This is a genomic window from Pantoea sp. R13S299 (assembly GCF_048515925.1).
Taxonomy (GTDB): domain Bacteria; phylum Pseudomonadota; class Gammaproteobacteria; order Enterobacterales; family Enterobacteriaceae; genus Pantoea.
This window is the reverse complement of sequence record NZ_JBLYEF010000001.1, coordinates 1895839-1915929: the sequence shown is the minus strand read 5'-3', so window position 1 is coordinate 1915929 and position 20091 is coordinate 1895839. Positions and strand designations below refer to the sequence as shown.

Annotated in this window: 2 protein-coding genes and 2 pseudogenes; 2 read left to right on the top strand and 2 right to left on the bottom strand. The window is 60.1% G+C overall.

Annotation, left to right across the window (positions count from 1 at the left end; translation table 11 throughout):
• Nucleotides 1–10: 10 nt before the first annotated feature.
• Both rcsB and ACN1CO_RS09135 read right to left on the bottom strand, forming a co-directional pair.
• Nucleotides 11–661 (bottom strand): response regulator transcription factor RcsB, encoded by a 651-nt coding sequence (gene rcsB / locus ACN1CO_RS09140; RefSeq protein ID WP_003854204.1) that lies wholly within the window; start codon nucleotides 659–661, stop codon nucleotides 11–13.
• 1 nt (nucleotide 662) lies between these two features.
• Nucleotides 663–1622: pseudogene (locus tag ACN1CO_RS09135) on the bottom strand (Hpt domain-containing protein); the annotation flags it as partial.
• Here ACN1CO_RS09135 and ACN1CO_RS09130 point away from each other — a divergent pair.
• Nucleotides 1615–17676 (top strand): annotated as a pseudogene (locus tag ACN1CO_RS09130) (beta strand repeat-containing protein); the annotation flags it as partial. The pseudogenes ACN1CO_RS09135 and ACN1CO_RS09130 sit on opposite strands and share 8 nt — an antisense overlap.
• 345 nt (nucleotides 17677–18021) lie before the next feature.
• Nucleotides 18022–19959: an Ig-like domain-containing protein gene (locus tag ACN1CO_RS09125; RefSeq protein ID WP_419138693.1), complete on the top strand. Its 1938-nt coding sequence runs from the start codon at nucleotides 18022–18024 to the stop codon at nucleotides 19957–19959.
• Nucleotides 19960–20091 lie beyond the last annotated feature (132 nt).

The following is a 20091-nucleotide window of genomic DNA, read 5'->3' as shown; positions in this document are numbered from 1 at the left end:
TTTGAGTCACTTAGTCTCTTTCGACCTGACTCTGGCTGACAGAGGACAGGTAGTTCAGCAGCGCGATATCGTTATCCACGCCCAGTTTCATCATCGCTGATTTCTTCTGGCTACTGATGGTTTTGATACTGCGGTTAAGTTTCTTGGCGATTTCGGTCACCAGGAAACCTTCTGCAAACAGACGCAGCACTTCGCTCTCTTTCGGTGACAGGCGTTTGTCGCCATAACCACCCGCGCTGATTTTCTCCAGCAGCTTCGCAACGCTTTCCGGCGTATATTTCTTGCCTTTCTGCAGTGCTGCCAGCGCTTTTGGTAAATCGGTAGGCGCGCCCTGTTTCAGGACAATCCCTTCGATATCGAGATCCAGTACAGAACTCAGAATCGCCGGGTTATTGTTCATGGTCAGAACAATAATTGAGAGATCCGGATAGTGGCGCTTAATATATTTAATCAGCGTAATACCATCGCCATACTTTTCACCTGGCATAGAGAGGTCGGTGATCAGGACGTTGGCGTCAAGCTTGGACAGATTGTTGATCAGTGCTGTTGAGTCTTCGAACTCACCTACAACGTTGACCCATTCAATTTGTTCCAGAGACTTTCGGATACCGAAAAGGACAATTGGATGGTCATCGGCAATAATTACGTTTAAGTTATTCATCTTATTGGTTACCTTGCTGCAGCAGTTGATTGACGTAAGCGTCAATATCACTGGTGGTATTTGTAATGTTTGAATCGTCACACGCTTTAATGTGGTGTTCCAACTCTTCACAAAGCTGTTTGCCGGGAGTCAGATTGAGCATGGCAAACACGCCCTTAAGGCGATGCGCTGTCTGAGCAAGCGAGGCGTAGTCCTTTTCCGCCGACTCAGTATACAGTCTCTTCACATCAACCGGTACTGTCTCCGTAAACAGCTGGAAATAGCCGCCGCTCATCAATGGCGTGGCCGCGTCGTCTTCCATGTCGTTATCCATCACATCATGCGACAGTTGTTTCTCAATCAGGGCCAGCAATGCATCGAGCATCGCATTACTGAGATTGAAATTGACCCGATACTGCTGGTCGTTCAGTGCATGATGACCCAGTTCATCTTCCGCCAGCAGCAGTGCCCAGCCGCTAAGCTTCGATGGATCGTCGGTCACCATAACATCGTGATCCTGACCGGAGATGCGCTCATCAGGCGTCAGACAACGCGCTCCCCAGTTTTCCAGATGGCGGCAGACGATTTTATGCACGTCTTCCACGGTGATCTCCACCAGCGCGGTCACACCATCCAGAATTTTTTCCTCTTCTTCTTCGCGCTTCTCTTCCAGCACCAGCGGCAGCTGCATGTTGTAGCGCGTGCCGATATCGGCTTTTGCCACGATATCGAGACTGCCACCCATCTGCTTGCAGAGCTGCTTACACAGGAAGAACGCCATACCGGAAGCCTGTCCGTAGCGATCCTGACTGGTATCCCCCAGGAACGGGAAGTCCACATTCGCCAGTTCATCCACCGTCAAACCGGCACCGGTATCCACCAGTTCGATGATCACTCTATCGGCCTGCTTTTCGGCAGCCTTAACTTCCAGGGTAATTTTGCCCCAGCGGGTGGTGGTCAGCGCGTAGTGCATCAGCGTGGACGCACAAGGCAACTGGAGCGTGACGTTGCCATCGGCGGCCCTGAGTGACCTGGCGTCAGGTGAAACAACGCTGACGGTTTCGGTCAGCAATGCGGCCGGTGATACCGTAACTGCCAGTCAGCCTGTTAGCGTGGAAGCGCCGGTGACAATTCCGGGCGAACCGACTGTCACCATCAATCAGTTTGCCGGGGATGACATCCTCAGCAACGACGAAAAAGGCACCGATCAGACGCTCTCCGGCACCACGACCAACGTCGAAGCGGGCCAGACGGTCACTGTCACCTTTGGCGGTCAGACTTACGTTGGCACCGTGGATGGCAGCGGTAACTGGACCGTGACTGTTCCGGCCACCGCGCTGGGCAACCTGCCCGCGGGATCCAGTGCCATCAGCGCCACCGTCAGCAACGTCGATGGTGTGAGCGCCAGCGAAACCCGCGACATCTCGGTTGAGACGCCGGTGACGGAGCCGGGCGTACCAGCCCTGACTCTGAATGATTTTGCTGGCGATAACGACCTGAGCAACGACGAGAAAGCATCCGATCAACTGGTCAGCGGCACGGCCACTAACGTTGAAGCCGGACAGATCGTCACCGTGACCCTGGGCGGTCAGACTTACAGTGCCAGCGTGCAGGGTGACGGCAGCTGGAGCGTCAACGTACCATCCGCCGCGCTGAACGCGCTGGCAGCAGGCACGACCACCCTGACCGCTTCGGTCAGCAATGCGGCGGGGGACACTGCGACGACCTCGGAGTCGATCACCGTTGAAGCCCCGGCGACGCAGCCGGGTGAAGCCACCATCACCATCAACGCATTTGCCGGGGATGACATCCTCAGCAACAGCGAGAAAGCCACCGATCAGCTGCTGAGCGGCACCACCACCAATATCGCTGAGGGCCAGCAGGTCACTATCACCCTGAACGGGGAGACCTTTACCGCCACGGTTGGCACAGATGGCAGCTGGAGCGTCCCGATCCCAGCCAGTTCGCTGGCGGCGCTGGCCGCCGGAAGCGCAACCCTGAATGCGACGGTCCCCGATTCGCTCGGCGCGCCTGTCACTGAAACCCGTGACTTCCTGGTGCAGTCAGCGGGCACTTCACCCAATGCCCCAACGTTAAGCGTCAATGACTTCGCTGAAGACAACATCCTGAGCAATGACGAGAAGCTGGAGGCGCAGGCGGTCTCCGGTAGCACCACCAACGTCGAAGCGGGCCAGATTGTCACCGTAACGCTGGGCGGAGAGAGCTACAGCGGCACGGTCAATCCTGACGGCAGCTGGAATATCGCGATTCCGGCCGATGCTCTGAGTGCCCTGGCCGCAGGCCCGGCCTCGCTGGTGGTGACGGTCAGCAATGCGGCAGGCACCACCGTCAGCGACACAGTGCCGATCACCGTGGAGCCACCGGTCACTGAGCCGGGCCAGCCCACCATCACCATCAATCAGTTCGCGGGTGATGACGTACTGAGCAACGATGAGAAAACCAGCGAACAACTGCTGAGCGGCAGCACCACCAATGTCGAGGCCGGTCAGATTGTTACCGTCACGTTGGGCGACCAGACATACAGCGCCACGGTCGGCGCGGATGGCAGCTGGAGCCTGAACGTCCCTGCCAGCGCGCTGGCGGCCCTGGCGGCGGGCAGCGCTACCATCGAGGCCACGGTCAGCAATCAGGCGAACGTAACCGCCATTGAAGATCGGCCGATTGTGGTGGATGCCCCAGCGGAACCGGGTACACCGACTGTCACAATTGCCCTGTTTGCCGGTGACGATTTGGTGGACAACACCGAGAAGGCTGTCGATCAGACGCTCTCCGGCAGCACCAGCAACGTGGAGGCGGGCCAGACGGTCACCATCACGCTGGGCGGTCAGAGTTACAGCGCCACGGTCAATCCTGATGGCAGCTGGAGTACTCAGATCCCGTCTGCGGCGCTCAGCGCACTGGCGGCGGGCAGCACCTCCATCGCGGTCAGCGTCAGCACGGTGGCGGGTACCGTGGCCACTGACACCCGTGACATCAACGTCGAGCCGGCGGCAGGCGAACCTGGCATCGTCACTATCAGTGAACCGGTCAGCGTGGATGGTTTCCTTAACCAGCAGGAGCTGAACAGCGATCTGATCATCAACGGTTCTGCGGTGGGCGTTAACCCCGGCCAGGCAGTGCAGCTTAACTTTAACGGCAATAATTACAGTGCGGTGGTGGGCGATAATGGCTTCTGGAGCGTCACCGTTCCGGCAGCCGATCTCACCGGTATCACCGACGGCGTGAAACAGATTTCAGTGACTACCATCGACACCACGGGTGCGCTGCTGACCGACTCAGCCCCGCTGAATGTGGTTGTGACCACGTTGCCGCAAATCTCGCTGAACGAGAGCGCGATCACCGATGGCATTCTTAACCAGGCGGAAGCGGGCGGCGATCTGCTGCTCAGCGGCAGCACCGGCAAAGCCGTCGCGGGCCAGTTGGTCGAAGTCGAACTGAACGGCAAAACCTACAGCACCACGGTCAATACCGACGGCAGCTGGAGCCTGCCGGTTCCTGCCAGCGATCTCGCTTTACTGACGCAGGGCGCTAATAGCCTGACCGTCACCGCCATTGATGAGGCGGGCAACCGCGTGGATCAGACGGTGAACTTCAGCGTCGACACGCTGCCACCGAATCTGATTGTGGCTGACGTCGCAGGCGGCGATGGCATTCTCAACAGTACCGAAGTGGCTGCGGGCGTGCCCGTCAGCGGTTCAGGTGCGTTGCCGGGTGAGGTGGTTTCCGTCTCACTGAACAATGACGTTTACAGCGCGACCGTGGATGGGCAGGGCAACTGGACAGTAACGCTGCCGCCAGAGACGCTGCAGGGGCTGTCAGATGGCAGCAGCTATCCGCTGACCGTCACGCTGACCGACGCCAGCGGGAACATCGCTACCCAGACGCAGACGCTGGTAGTCAGTACGCAGCCGCCGGTTGCGACCGTGACCTCACCGGGCGGTGATGGCGTTCTTACCAACAATGAACTGACCCAGCCGCTGCTGATCAGCGGCACCGGCACCACGGGCGACACCGTGGCGGTGGAGTTAAACGGCAAGACCTATAACGCGATTGTCGATGAGAACGGAATCTGGAGTGCCTCCGTTCCGGTTGCCGATCTGGGCTCGCTGACCAATCAGACTTATCCGGTAACGATCACCGTGACCGATCCGGCCGGTAACAGCAGCACGCAGGATACGTCTTTGCGGGTTGCGACAGCGTTACCGGCTCTGACACTGAATGAACTCAGCGATGATGGCGCAATCAATAACAGCGACGCGCAGCAGCCGCTGATCGTCAGCGGCACCGGTGACGACGGCGACATCATTCGCATCACGCTGAATGGCGTGCCTTACACCGCCGTGGTGGGGCCGGATGGCAACTGGAGCGTCAATATTCCTGCCTCCGATCTGGCGAATGTGCCTGATGGCACCCAGGCGGTATCGGTGGTGGCGACGGACGCCGATGGCAACACCACACAGACCGGCAGTTCACTGATTTTCGCCACCACGCCGCCACTGCTGGAAGTCTCGACGCCGGGCAGCGATGGTTACATCAATATCGCTGAGCACACTCAGGATCTCACTCTCGACGGGCGCGGCGGCGCGGCGGGCGACACCGTCACGGTGACATTCAATAATGAAACCTACACCGCCACCGTGGATACCAATGGTGCCTGGAGTGTGACGGTGCCTGCCGCAACCGTCAGCCAGCTGGGTGACGAGATCTATCCGATCAACGTGGCGATCAGCGATGCGTATGGCAACACCACCACTCAAGTGACCAGCGTCACCGTGCTGGCAGCCACGTCGCCAGCGCTGACCATTGATCCCGTGACCAGCGACAACCAGGTCGACAGCGCGGAACAGCTTACCGACATTCTGGTCACCGGTAATGTCACCGGCATACCGGCCGGTACGCCGGTATTACTGACGATTAACGGGCAGTCTTATGACGGCGAGGTGCTGCCTGACGGGTCCTGGAGTGTGTCGCTGCCCGCCGGATCGCTGGGCGGCTTAGGTGAAAAAAACTTCACCGTGGCGATTACCGATCAGGCGGGCAATCCGGCGCTGCCTGCGGAAGGGCAGTTTAGCGTGGTTATCGCACCCGAGCCGTCGCTGTCGATTGCCCCAATCAGTGGCGATAATGCACTGAATGTGGAGGAAGCGCAGAGCGATCTCACCATCAGTGGCGGTTCCGCAAACCTGCCGGCTAACAGCCTGATCAGTGTGACGCTGGAACCGAACGGCACTGTTTACACCACGACAACCGATATCAACGGCAGCTGGACCCTGACTGTACCCGCCGCAGACCTGGCGAATCTGGCACAGGGCAACACCACGGTTACCGTCTCCTCCGGGGATGTGCAGAACACCCAGACGCTACTGGTGGCGACCGCGCCGCTGTTAGCCCCGGAAATCAATACGCCGTTCACTGATGGCATACTCAACACCGCCGAAGCGGGCGTCGCGCAGACGCTGACCGGCACTGTCCTGCCAGGTCAGGCTGTCAGCGTAACCCTGGGCGGCACCAGCTATCCGGCTACGGTCGAAGCCAATGGTCAATGGAGCGTTACACTGCCACCGTCTGCACTCCAGGCGCTGACGCAGGGCAGTAACCCGATTACCGTGACGGTGAGGGATGGAGCGGGTAACAGTACCAGCATCAGCGAACCGCTGACTGTTGATACCGGCGTACCGGCGCTGAACGTTAATCCGATTGCCACCGATAACATTATCAATGAGGCTGAAACGGCCACGGCTCTGACACTGAGCGGCACTGTTGCGCCGGGCAGCAGCGTCAGCCTTGAGCTGAATGGTCAGCCCTATAACGCAGTGGTTGCCGCCGATGGCAGCTGGACCGCCTCTGTGCCTGCTGCCGCTCTGCAACTGCTGCCTGATGGACGTTACGATCTTAACGTCACCGTCACGTCCGTGGGCGGCAACGTGGTCACCACGCCAGTCGGGGTGACCGTAGATACCACGCCACCCGACTTCAGCATTGATCCGCCAGCTGGCGATGGCGTGCTGAACATTGCTGAACAAACTGCGGGCTTCAGTTTCAGCGGCGCAGGCACTGAAGGTGATCGTGTCAGTGTGACGCTGAATGGCGTGACCTACACCGGCACCGTTGATGGTGACGGCAACTGGGCGCTGGCCGTACCGCCAGCAGCACTGGCCGGTCTGACTAATGGCGCAACTTATCCGGTGGTGGTCACCGTCACCGACGAGGCCGGTAACAGCAGCAGCCAGAACAGTGCGCTGACGGTTGCCACTACGCCGCCTCCGCTGGTGGTCGCACCAATCAGCGGGGATAACGCGCTGAACGTTGGCGAACTGGCGGAACCGCTGGTCGTCAGTGGCAGCGGTCAGAATGGCGATGTGGTCACTGTCCGGCTTAACGACCAGTTCTACAGCACTACCGTCGGCGTGAATGGTCAGTGGACACTGGAGATCGCCCCGGAAGCGCTGTCGGCACTGCCTCCAGGCAGTAATCTGGTGACCGTCACCGAAAACAGTGCGAACGGCAATCAGACCAGCCAGGTGGTGGATCTGAATGTCGCAACCTCGCCTGACGATCTGCCTGTACTCACTATCGACAGCAGCACCTTTGCCGGTGACGGAATCGTTACGGCGGCTGAGCAACTGCAGCCGATTACGGTGCGCGGCAGCAGCAGCAACGTCGAAGCGGGCCAGCAGGTGATCATCTCCCTGAACGGCACAGAATACAGCGGTGTGGTCGCGGCCAGCGGCAGCTGGAGCATTATTCTGCCTGCGGGTGCCCTGGCTGAACTGGGAGAGGGGAATCAGACGCTCAACGTCAGCGTGATCAACCTCGTCGGGAATACCGCCAGCAGCCCGCTGAACTTCAGCGTGGACAATACCCTGCCGTCGATCGCGATGGCACCGATCAGCGGCGACAACTACCTCAATGCGCTGGAGCGAGGTGACACCGTTGTGGTCAACGGCAGCACCAGCGGCCTGCCTGACGGCAGCGTTGTCACCGTGGTCGCCAACGGCATCACGGCCAGCACTACCGTCAATGCAGATGGAAGCTGGAGCCTGACCTTACCGTTAGAGACCTTTAACACGGCTGCGGATGGCCCGCAGACCATCACCGCCACCGTCAGCGATGTTAACGGCACGCAGCTTGCGACCAGCGACGCTACGCTGACCGTTGTCGCCAGCGCACTCCCGGTGGCGACACCCGGTGTGGCCTTTGATGATGGCATTCTTAACGGCGAAGAGGCGGCTGCGGGTGGCGTGATCACCGGCAGCACTGGCGTTACCGGTGACGGCCAGACCGTCGTCGTGACGCTGGGCGGCACGAACTACAGCGGCACGGTCGATGCACAGGGCAACTGGCAGGTCGCGGTTCCAGCCGATGTTCTGGCTGCGCTGCCACAGGGCAACGCACCTTACACCGTGGTCGTCAGTGATGTGGCGGGCAACACCAGCCAGGCGAATGGCACCGTTGTGGTGGATACCGTGCCACCGGTGCTGAACTTCATCACGCCATCCGATGGCATTATCAACGCCGCCGAGAGTCAGCAGCCGCTGACGCTGAACGGCAGCAGCGAAGCGAACGCGCTGATTGTTGCCAGCTTCAACGGCACCACTCTGAGTACCACCGCTGGCGCCAACGGTACATGGACGCTGGAACTGCCCGCCACGGTTTACACCGGGCTGGGCAATGGCAGCTATCCGCTGACCGTCACCGCCAGCGATGCGGCAGGCAATGCCACCACCACCAGCCGCGATCTGGCGCTGAAGGTGGATTCAGGCACACTGCCAACCCTGACGCTCGATGCCTTTGCCGGTAACAATGTGGTCGATGGCGCGGAACGCCTCACCGATCAGCGTCTCTCCGGCACCACCACCAACGTCGAGGCAGGCCAGCTGGTCACCGTGACCATTGATGGTACGGTCTACAGCGCCGCCGTGCAGGCGAGCGGGGCATGGAGCCTGACCGTCCCAGCCGGTGCGCTGGCGGCGATCAATGATGGCAGCGCCAGTTATACCGTGGCGGTCAGCGACGTGGCGGGTAACACCACCACCAGTAACCTCAGCTTTGACGTTAACAGCACTGCCTCTGGTCTGGCGATGGATGCCATCAGTGGCGACAACTATCTGAATGCGCAGGAACTGGGTCAGTCGCTGATCGTCACCGGCACTTCAGTCAATGTGCCTGAGGGCGGTACGGTTACGCTGCTGTTTAACAATGTCAGCTACACCGCGCAGGTCTCGGCCACTGGACGCTGGAGTGCCATCGTTCCGGCTGAGGCACTGACGGCGCTCGCCGATGGACCTTACACCCTAACGGTTACCGCCACGGACAGCGGCGGAGCGACCCTGAGCAGCGAGGCCACGCTCAGCGTGCTGGCAACCAGTCTGCCGGAGCCGCAGATCGTCTCTGCGTTTGGTGATGGTCTGCTCAACAGCAGCGAGATCGCCACAGCGCAAACCCTGAGCGGCACCACGGGTGTGGCAGGTGACGGTCAGAGCGTCAGCGTGCTGCTGAATGGCGTCACCTACAACGGCACGGTCGACAGCAACGGCAACTGGCAGATCAGTGTGCCAGCCACGGCACTGGCTACTCTGCCGGAAGATGTCCTGAGCTATACCGTCACGGTGCGGGATGCGGCGGGTAACACCGGCAGCATTCCGGGCAGCGTGACGGTGGATCTGACGCCACCGACTCTGACCCTGAACGCGGTTGCGGGCGATGACAGCGTGAATATCGCCGAAAGCCTTGCTCCGATTGTCCTCAGCGGCAGCACCGATGCTGAGGCGGGTCAGCGGGTCACCCTTACCCTCAACAATCAGACCTGGACCACCACGGTTGACCAGAACGGCGAATGGAACCTGACGCTGCCCGCCGGTTCGCTGGCGGGTATTCCGGCCGGAGCCTACATCCTCACTGTGACGGTCAGCGATGCGGCGGGCAACCCGGTCACGGAAACGCGTGAAATTGCCGTATCGACGGCGGCGCTGGCCGTCAGCATTGACACGCCGTTTGGCGATGGTTATCTGAACCTGGCTGAACAGGGTGTTGGTCAGACGCTGACCGGCAGCACCGGTGTGGCAGGCGACGGCCAGACGGTCACCGTGACGCTGGGCGGAAATGATTACCCTGCCACGGTGGATGCGCAGGGCAACTGGACGCTGAACTTAACCCCGGCGCAGGTGCAGACGCTGGGCGAGGGGATCAATACTCTGGTCGTCAATGCCAGCGATGCTGCCGGTAACAGCGGTTCGCTGACCAGCGCCGTGACGGTCGATACCACGCTGCCGGTACTGACGGTCAATGCCATCGGCGGCGACAACATCATCAACTCAGTGGAGGTGCTGGAAGCGGTCGCCATCAGCGGCACGGCGACAGTGGCAGATGCCGGACAGACGGTGACCGTCAGTTTCCAGAATGTCGATTACACCACACTGGTGCTCTCTGACGGCACCTGGCAGGTCACACTGCCTGCCAGCGTCGTGCAGGGGCTGACAGACGGCAGCTATCCGGTTGTTGTCTCAATGACCGATGCGGCGGGCAACCCGGCTGTTGCGGTTCAGACCACACTGACGCGCGATGCTGACAGTCTGAACCTGCCGACCCTGACCCTCGGGACACTCAGTGGCGATAACTTCCTCAACCAGGCCGAGTCACAGCAGGATCTGAGCATCGGCGGCACCAGTACTAATCTGGCTGAAGGCCAGCTGGTGACGGTGACGCTGAATGGCGTTCAGTACAGCGGCACTGTCGCTGCGAATGGCAGCTGGACGGTAACCGTTCCTGCCGCCGCACTGGGTAATCTGCCGGATGGCGATCAGCTGGTGCAGGTGGTGGCAACGGATGCCTCTGGCAACCCGGCCAGCGCCAGTGGCAGTCTGGTCGTGCTGGCCAGCGATCAGGTTCAGCCAACGCTGACTATGAATGTCGTCGCCGGCGATGATGTGATCAATGCCACCGAGGCCACGGCGGATGTTGTCGTCAGCGGCGGCAGCACTCAACTGGCTGCAGGCACGGTAGTGACGGTGGCATTGAGCGGCACGGATTACACCACCACGACCACCCTCGACGCTAACGGCAACTGGACGGTGACTGTGCCATCCACGGCCTTTGCCGACGTGGCGCCAGGCAGTACACAAACCTTCACCGTCACCGCCACGGATGTCGCGGGTAATCCGGCGACGGACACTCAGGAGGTCAGTTTCAGTACGACACCGCCTGTGCTGACGGATATCACGGTCAGCGCGGGTGACACCCTTAACCTGGCGGAGTCGCTGCAGGATCTCACCCTCAGCGGCACCACGACGGGCGCATTGCCGGTGACGGTGACGCTGAATAATGTCAGCTACACCACCACGGCAGGTGCTGACGGGAACTGGACCCTCACCATTCCGACGGCCGACGTACAGCAACTGGCCGATGGGCCTAACGCGATCACCGTTTCGGTCACCGACGCGGCGGGCAATATCACCACGGATACCACCACCTCACTGGATGTAGCGTTTAACACGCTGCCAGCGCTGACCCTGAATACGCCGTTTGGCGATTCGCTGCTCAATCTGGCAGAGACAGACGGTGCGATAACGCTGAGTGGTGACAGTACCAATCTGCCGGAAGGCAGCGTGGTAAGCATCGCTGTCGGCAATCTGACTTTCAGCACCACGACCGATGCCAGCGGCAACTGGACCCTTAACCTGGCTCCAGGCGCGCTGACGGCCCTGGCTGATGGACTGACACAGGTGGTGGTCACCGCGGCAGATGCTGCCGGAAATCCGGCGCAGGCCACAGCGGGCGTTGAGATCCTGCAAACTCAACCGGTTTCCGCTGACTTCGCTGTTACGCAGTTCGGCGACAACGTCATTAACATCACCGAAGCGGGTTCCGTTCAGCTGGTGACCGGCACCTCCATCGTCGTGGCGGGCCAGACGCTGAGCGTTACTGTGGGCGATGATAATATCCCGCTGTCGGTGACGGTCGATGCCAATGGCAACTGGACGGCCAGCCTGCCACCTGAAGTGATTGCCAACTTAGGGACTGGGGAACACACCCTGACCCTTACCACCACGGATCGGGCCGGTAACAGCGTCACAGAGACTCAGACCTTTACCTCAGCGATTACCCCGATTGCTGTGCCAACGCTGGATACGCCATTTACGGATGGCCGTCTTAACGTGGCGGAAGCGGCAGTGGACGGTAGTCTGACCGGTGCCGTTAACATCGCTAATGCGGCCTCGGTTGCGGTAACTGTCAATGGCACCGTCTATGCCGCGACGCTCACTGATGGTGGAGCGAACTGGTCACTGGCTCTGCCGTCTGCGGTATTGCAGTCATTGCCGGATGGCAACCTGCCGGTGACGGTGACCGTCACTGATGCGAACGGTAACACCGGCACGACCACCGGCACACTGCTGGTGGCGGTCAACACGCTGCCGGATGTCACCCTCAATCTGCCATTTGGTGACGGTGCGCTGAACGCCACCGAGGCGGGAACAGAACAGATCCTCACTGGCACCACCGGCATTACCGGTGCCGGTCAGACGGTCTCGGTTCTGATCTCCGGCTTTAACAACGATCAGCCGCTGGCCGCCACGGTGCAGACCGATGGCAGCTGGTCGCTGGCCCTGTCGCCTGCGCAGTTAGCCACCTTCACCAGCGGTACCCACACCGTAACCGTGACCGCGACCGATATCGCGGGTAACAGCGACAACACGGCGCTGAGTGTGGTAACTGAAGTGGCCGTGCCGGTGCCGACCTTCACCCCTGGCGCGTTTGGCGGCGATAACCTGCTGAACATCAGTGAAGCCGCAGCAGGGGTCACCCTGACCGGCACCACCGGCAGTGTCGGGGCGAATCAGGCGGTCAGCATTACCGTAGATGTTAACGGCAGCCTTTATAACGGCACAGTGGATGGCAACGGTAACTGGACCGTAAACATTCCTGCTAACGCCCTGAGTTCACTGGGGAGTGGTGCGCAGACGCTGACGGTCAATGTGGTGGATGCAGCGGGCAACAGCGCGTCGGCACAGCTGCCGTTCACTGCGGATCTCACCGCGCCTCTGCCTGCGGTCAATCCGGAATTCCTCGGCGGCTATGTGAATAGCGGCGATGTTGCCACAGGCATTACGCTGAGCGGCATCACCGGCGAGACGGGCGCGAATCAGACGGTGCAGCTCACGCTGGGCGGCACGACTTACCCTGCAACAGTGGATGCCAATGGCAACTGGACAGTGCCACTGACACAGGCGCAGCTTTCAGCGCTGCCGGATGCCACCTATCCGGTCACCGTGACGGCAACGGATGCGGCGGGCAACAGCACCACCATTAACAGTTCGCTGGTACTCGACACCGCACCACCGGTGCTTAACGCTGCAGCTTTTGCTGGCGATAACGCACTGAACTACGCCGAGAGCATTCAGCCGCAGATCCTCAGCGGCACCGCGACAGGCGCTGAGACGGGCGCCGTCGTCACGGTGTCGCTGAATACCACAACCCTCGGCACCGCCGTAGTTGACGGTAACGGCAACTGGAGCGTGACGCTGACGCCAGAGCAGATGGTCACCTTTACGCCATCGACCACCCTGACGCTGGCAGTGACCGATCTGGCAGGCAACACCGCAACCAGCAATGTTCCATTGACGGTGGATCTGACACCACCTCCAGGGCCGCTGGTGACGCTGGGCACGGTATCGGGCGACAACATCATCAGCACCCAGGATGTGGCGGGTGGCGTGGTGTTAAGCGGTACCTCGGCTAACCTCGGCACGAGTGGTTCAGTGACGGTCACTATTAACGGTCAGAACTATGCCACCACGCTGGATGCATCGGGCAACTGGTCAACGGCGGCCCTGCCGATCACCGCCTTTGGCAATGCGGACGGCAGCGTTGGCATCACCGTGACGGCCACTGATGGCACGACGCCGGTGACCACCAGCGGTAACGTCCTGATCGACCTGACGCCACCTACGCTGACCATCAACGCCTTTGCGGGTGATAACCAGGTTAATGGTAATGAAAGCACCACCAGCCAGGCGATTACCGGCACCGCCGATATCGCTGAAGCAGGCCGTACGGTCGTAGTGACTTTCAATAACCAGACCTACAGCGCGGTGGTCCAGAGCAACGGCACCTGGTCCACCACCGTGCCTGCCAGCGCGATGCAGGCACTACCCGATGGCAGCACGTCGGTGATCACCGCGCAGCTGGCGGATGTCGCCGGTAACGTGGGGACCGCAACTCAGACAGTGACGGTAGATACTGCCGCGCCACTGGTGCAGGTTGACGCATTCCTTGGCGACAACGTGATCAATGCCGCTGACCTGGCCGTCAGTCAGGTGCTGACCGGCAGCGCACAGGGCGCAGAAGGCCAGACTATCGGCCTCTACCTGGGTGATGCCTCGCCGATCGCCACCGCGACGGTGGGGGCTGACGGACGCTGGAGCATCGATCTGGCGCCGAACGTGCTGTCGAGCCTCACTGACGGTGCGCTGGTGTTTGGCGTGCGGGTGAATGACCTTGCAGGCAACCAGACCGATGCGACGCTGACGGTCAACAAAGTGGTCAACAGTGCCCTGACGCTGGTAGTCGATTCCGTGTTCGGCGACGGCACGCTCAGCGCACTGGATACCACCGTCGCGCAGACGATCTCCGGAACCGCGGCCTCCGCAGGTGTGGGTGCCACGGTATCGGTGGTGCTGGGCGGTACAACGCTCTCTGCCTCAGTGGGCCAGGATGGTAAATGGGCCATCGTAGTGCCACCTGCGGTGCTGGATCTGCTCACCGACGGCAACCTTGCCGTTAACGTCACTCTGACGGATGCCGCAGGCAACACCCGCACCGTGGGTGAAACCGTCACGGCGATTGTCGATGCGGTGCCGGTGGTAGGCCCGCTCGCCGGGCTGTTTGGCGGCGATAACCTGCTGAACATTGCAGAAGCCGCCGCCGGACAGCTGGTGGGTGGCGTAATCAGCAATGCGGCTGCAGGTTCACAGGTGACGGTGACCTTTGGCAGCAAGACTTACAGCACCACAGTGCAGGCGGGCGGAGCATGGAGCGTTAACCTGCCGGGCAGCGATCTTACCTCACTGCTGGATGGCAATCTGACGCTGGGCGTCAGCGTCCGGGATACGGCGGGTAACGTCGCCACGAATAGCGCCACGATTGGCATCTTTACTCAGGCGCCATCGATTTCACTGACCTCCCTGTTTGGCGATGGCGTGCTGAATCTGGCCGATATCGCGACCGGACAGGTAATCAGCGGCGTGGTTAACAATATTGCACAGGGCAGTGTGGTCACGCTCCAGGTGGGCAGCAGCCAGGTGACCGCGACCGTGGGTGCAGGCGGCGCCTTCAGCGCGACGGTGACGCCGGATATTCTGGGCACGCTGGCGCAGGGTAACGTGACGGTGGGTGCTTCGGTCACGGATGCGGCGGGCAATACCGCCAGCACCAGCGCCGGTGTTCGCGTCGATACGCTGCTGCCGACCATCACGGTGAATCCGCTGTTCGGTGATGGTCTGCTGAACGTGGCAGATGCGCTGGTGACGCAGGTGATTGGCGGCGTCGTGGGCGGTGCCGAAGCAGGATCGCGCGTGGTGGTGTCGGTGGGCGCACAGCAGTTTGTGACGGCGACCGATGCGAATGGCAACTTCAACGTCTCGCTGACGCCAACGCTGCTGCAGGGGATTGCCGATGGCAACCTGACGGTGGGTGTCAGCGTCACCGACAGCGCCGGTAACACCACAAGCACCACTGCCGGGGCGCTGGTGGGTATTCACAATCTGCCGAAGGTTACGCTCAATCCGCTGTTTGGTGACGGCGTGCTGAACCTGGCGGAGTCGCTGGTCACTCAGACCATCAGCGGCACCGTCTCCGGTGTGGCTGCCGGCAGCAACGTCCGGCTGGCGATTGGCAGTACCAACGTCACCGCGCAGGTCAACGCCGATGGCACCTTCTCAACCACCGTCACACCAGCGGTGCTCTCGACGTTGCTGAACGGTAACTTCACCGTCAGCGCGGCGGTCACCGATACGGTTGGCAACGTCAGCAGCACCAGCGCGGGCGTCTCACTGGGACTGATCCAGCCAACCCTGACAGTGAATACCGTGTTTGGCGACGGCGTACTGAGCGCGGTTGATCTGGCTTCTAACCAGACCCTGAGCGGTACCTCCAGCCTGTCCGCGGGTTCTACCGTCAGCGCCACGCTGAATGGTCTGACCTACACCACTAAAGTAGTGAGTGGCGGCAACTGGAGCATCAGCGTGCCAAAAGCGGATCTTGCCGCAATCACTGACGGCACGAAAACCGTGGCGGTCACCGGCACGGATACTTACGGCAACACGGTAAACAGCACCGGCACGCTGAGCGTTATCAGCCAGTCGACGCCTGTCGTCGCCATTACCTCACTGTTTGGCGATAACGCCCTGAGTGCGGTGGATGTGAAAACCGCGCAGACTATTTCAGGTACCGCCAGCAACGCCGAAGGATCGGTGGTGCGGGTTACGCTGGGCGGCCAGACTTACAGCACCACCGTGAGCAGCAACGGCAACTGGAGTCTCTCTGTGCCAGCGGCTAACCTCGCTGCGATTGCAGATGGACTGCAGACCGTCACCGCCAGCGTCATCAACGGCGCGGGCACCAGCGGCTCCACTTCGGCGTCGCTGGGTGTGGTGAGCCACACCACGCCGACAGTCAGCGTCAACAGCTTCTTTGGTGGCGATGGTTACCTCAACATCTCAGAAGCGAATGCTCCTGAAACCATCCGAGGAACCAGCACCAACGCGGCGGGCGGTACGGTAACGGTGAACGTGGCGGGCAATATTCTCACTACGACCATCGGTGCGAATGGCGCATGGAGCATCAGCGTGCCGTCAGCGACGCTGAAAGGGATTTCTGATGGCAGCCATCCGCTAACCGTGACGGTAGCGGACATTGGTGGCAACACCGCAACCAGCACCAGCAGCTTTACCGCGCTGTCGCATAATCAGCCGCTGGTGGGGGTCGATCCGGTGCTTAGCATCGTCGGTTCTCTGCTCGCCGGTCTGGTGGTGCAGGGCGGATCGCTGAATGCCGCACAGGGATCGAAAGTCAGCGTCACGCTGCTGCTGGCCAACGGCAACAACGGACCGACGCTGAACACCACCACCGATGCGCTGGGGCGTTATGCCGTTAACTTCTCGCCATCACTGCTGTCGGTAGGCGGGCTGCTGCTGTCGCTGGGGACGCTGGCAAAAGTCTCCATCACCGACGCAGCCGGTAACAGCTATACCACTACCAACACGCTGCTGCTCGGCTCACTACTGCCGGTGACGCTGGCCGCAACCGAGTCGCTTGCCCTGTTCTCAGTAGCGGATGACAGCGCTACGGTTGCCAATGCCAGCACGGAGACGCAGCACAACAGCAGCACCAGCAGCGACGATAACAGCGCCCATGTAGCAGTGGCCTCTACGCTGATTACCGAAGCAGATACCGTAACGCCGGTCAGCAGCAGTGAAACGGCGGTGGCTAATGACACCGCAGTGGCGGCAGCACCGGCAGAGGAGGTGGGTTACACCATCGGCGGCGTCGTGATTACGCTGGCCGATGGCACCACGGCAGAGGGTGCCACGGTCACCGGCAGCAGCGGTGCGGATACCGTGACAGTCAGTGACCTTAACTTTACTCATATTGATGGCGGCGCAGGCACCGATACTCTGGTGCTTAACGGGGAGCATCTCAATCTGGATCTCACCGCGCTGGGCCTGAAAGTCGAACACATTGAAGTGCTCGATTTGGGTAAAACCGGCACCAACTCCGTGAAACTGGATCTCAATGAAGCACTCAATATTACGGATAAACAGAGTGACGATTTGATCATCAAAGGCGCGGATGGCAGTCAGGTAACCCTGGCAAACAGCAACGGCGGCTTCTGGGAAGTGACCGGCGAGCGCACATTGGAGGGCAGAGTGTTCGAGATCTACCACAACTCGGCGCTGACCAGTGAAAACACTCTGGGTGATGTGCTGGTGCAGCAGAACCTTCAGGTGCACGTCGTGTAGTTACGACAACGTCTGTCAGGCCGATCTGAGAAGCGGGTGCGAAAGCACCCGCTTTTTTATTTAGTCACGTGATAATTCCATTTTCCAGACAATCGCCAATATTCATTAGCGGAATGAAAGATTAGGGTAGGCGCAGCAAACGGCGTCACGCCGTAAATCAACTATTCTGGCTCCATTTGTCGCTTTTACTGGCGTCCTCTTTCTTTATCCTTGTTACCTGCGGGTAATCAGTTCCGACCAGCGGAAACGGGCAGCATCGGCTGACCCATTATCACGTCGTAAGACTTAACAATCTGTTTATCGGAAGGTTTTGCTCTGCGTTTCTGTTCTGAACTGAGGTTACCCATGTCATCACGCGATACGCTTCGTCATATCCGGCTTGAATCCATTTTCCAGACGGCAGTCAGCGACTTTGCTGTTGCCGACAGCGCTCTGCCCGCCGTTGCGCCACTCCCCCTGCAAAGCCTGAGCCTTCCTGTGGCTACGCAGATCCTGAACCTGCCGATCAGCGCGTTCTCTACGGAGTCGCTGCAAAGCAGCCCACTTAATTACAACACATTGGCCACGGTGAAGAGTTCGTCACCCGCAGCACTGCGGCCGTACGAACATATCGCCAGTGATGGCGTGATTGCGGGCTGGGAAGCGCAAAAGCCGGTGCATCTGCGCGGCCGGGCTGAAGGCGAAGCGGGCTCTACCGTCACGCTCACCTTCAACGATCAGAGCTGGCACAGCACGGTGAATAAGTGGGGCTACTGGAATGCCTCAATGCCGGCTGAGGCGCTCAGGGGCGTGCCGGATGGTAATCACAGCCTGGGGCTGACCATCACCAATAAAGCGGGCCACAGCACCACGACCGACGTCGATTTTGGTCTCTATGTCGATCGCACCATCAAACCGACCCTGACCGTGGACACGGTTAGTGGTGACAATACGGTGAGTATCGCCGAGAGCATTTATGGTGTTGAGGTCAGTGGCAGCGCAACGCACCTGCCGGTGGGGTCGGTGCTGAAACTCACACTGGGCACGCAAACCACCCTTGCTCACATGGAAAGCGACGGCAAGTGGTATGGCACATTTAATGAAAGTGATATGCAGGCGCTGTCGGATGGCGTCTACAGCCTCAAAGTCACGGCGACCGATCCCAACGGAAAAACCGCAACCGAATATCACGATCTGACGCTAATCACTCACCAAAGCAGCCTGCCAAAAATTACCTTCGATAATATTACTGCGGATGATGTGATCAACGAGGCCGAAAGCCAGCAGGATCTCCTGATTAGCGGTACGCTCAGCACCGTCATGCCGGGTCATCAGCTGGTGATCAGTGGCGCCAACGGAAAAGATTATAACGCCACGATAAGCCAGGAAGGACACTGGCAGGTGGTCATCCCGGCAGCGGATGTGAACGCATTTATCAGCGCCGGAGAGATCCACGCCTGGTCCATTGATGGTGCAAAAAATTATACCGACGTCACGCATGACCTGAATATCCATACGGAATTACAGCAGGTCTACACCGAAATGGATATCGGCGGCGACATGATCCTCAACTACCAGGAAGCGCAGCACGATCTGAGCTTCTATATTGAGGGCTGCAGAACCCTGGAGATCAACGGGATAACCTACCAGCCCGACGCGAAAGGCATGGTCACGCTGACCTCCAGCGAGCTTATGGCGCTGCCGGATGGACCGGTCGCCGCCACCTTCCATCGCCAGGATGACTTTGGCAACAGCGATACCCAGAGCTGGGACACACTCTTTACCGTCGCCGTGCATCAGCGGCCAACGCTGACGCTCGACACCGCCTTTGGTGACAACAAAATTGATGCTGCCGATGTGAACAGCTGGCATCTGATTCAGGGCAGCTCCAGCCATCTGCAACCGGGCAGCCAGGTGGAATTAACCCTGGGCGATCAGCACTACAGCGCCAGTGTCAAAGCGGATGGTGGCTGGGCGCTGACCATTCTGGCCGGGCAACTGGCTCCGCTGGATGATGGTGAATACCCGATGACGGTCAGCGCCAAAGACAGCGCCGGTAATGTGGCCACAGCCAGCCAGACTGTGCAGGTGGTATCGCATACCGAAACGGCCAGCCTGATGGAGGGTCAGACGGTGGATCAACTGCTGGAAACGGTCAGTCTGACCCAGCCGGCAGAAACCGCGCACGTGGCGCAGGCCTCCACTGCAGCTGCCGTCCCGCAGGAGAGCCATCTCTACTCTGATGTTTCATACACCCTTGCCGATCACCTGCTGCTGCATCCTGCGGCACAGCCCATAGTCTGACGCCAACACATTAGTGAACTCACACCCTTCCGGACAGGTCTGTTAAGCCTGTCTGGATTGGTGTGAGATCGCTGGCTGGTTGTTTTTCATCCTGTCAGGAGAAATATTAACGATTTCATCTGTTTTTAGCAG

Coding starts and splice junctions, on each gene's coding strand:
- ACN1CO_RS09125 (WP_419138693.1), top strand. CDS start 18,022: ATGTCATCACGCGATACGCTTCGTCATATCCGGCTTGAATCCATTTTC.
- rcsB (WP_003854204.1), bottom strand. CDS start 661: ATGAATAACTTAAACGTAATTATTGCCGATGACCATCCAATTGTCCTT.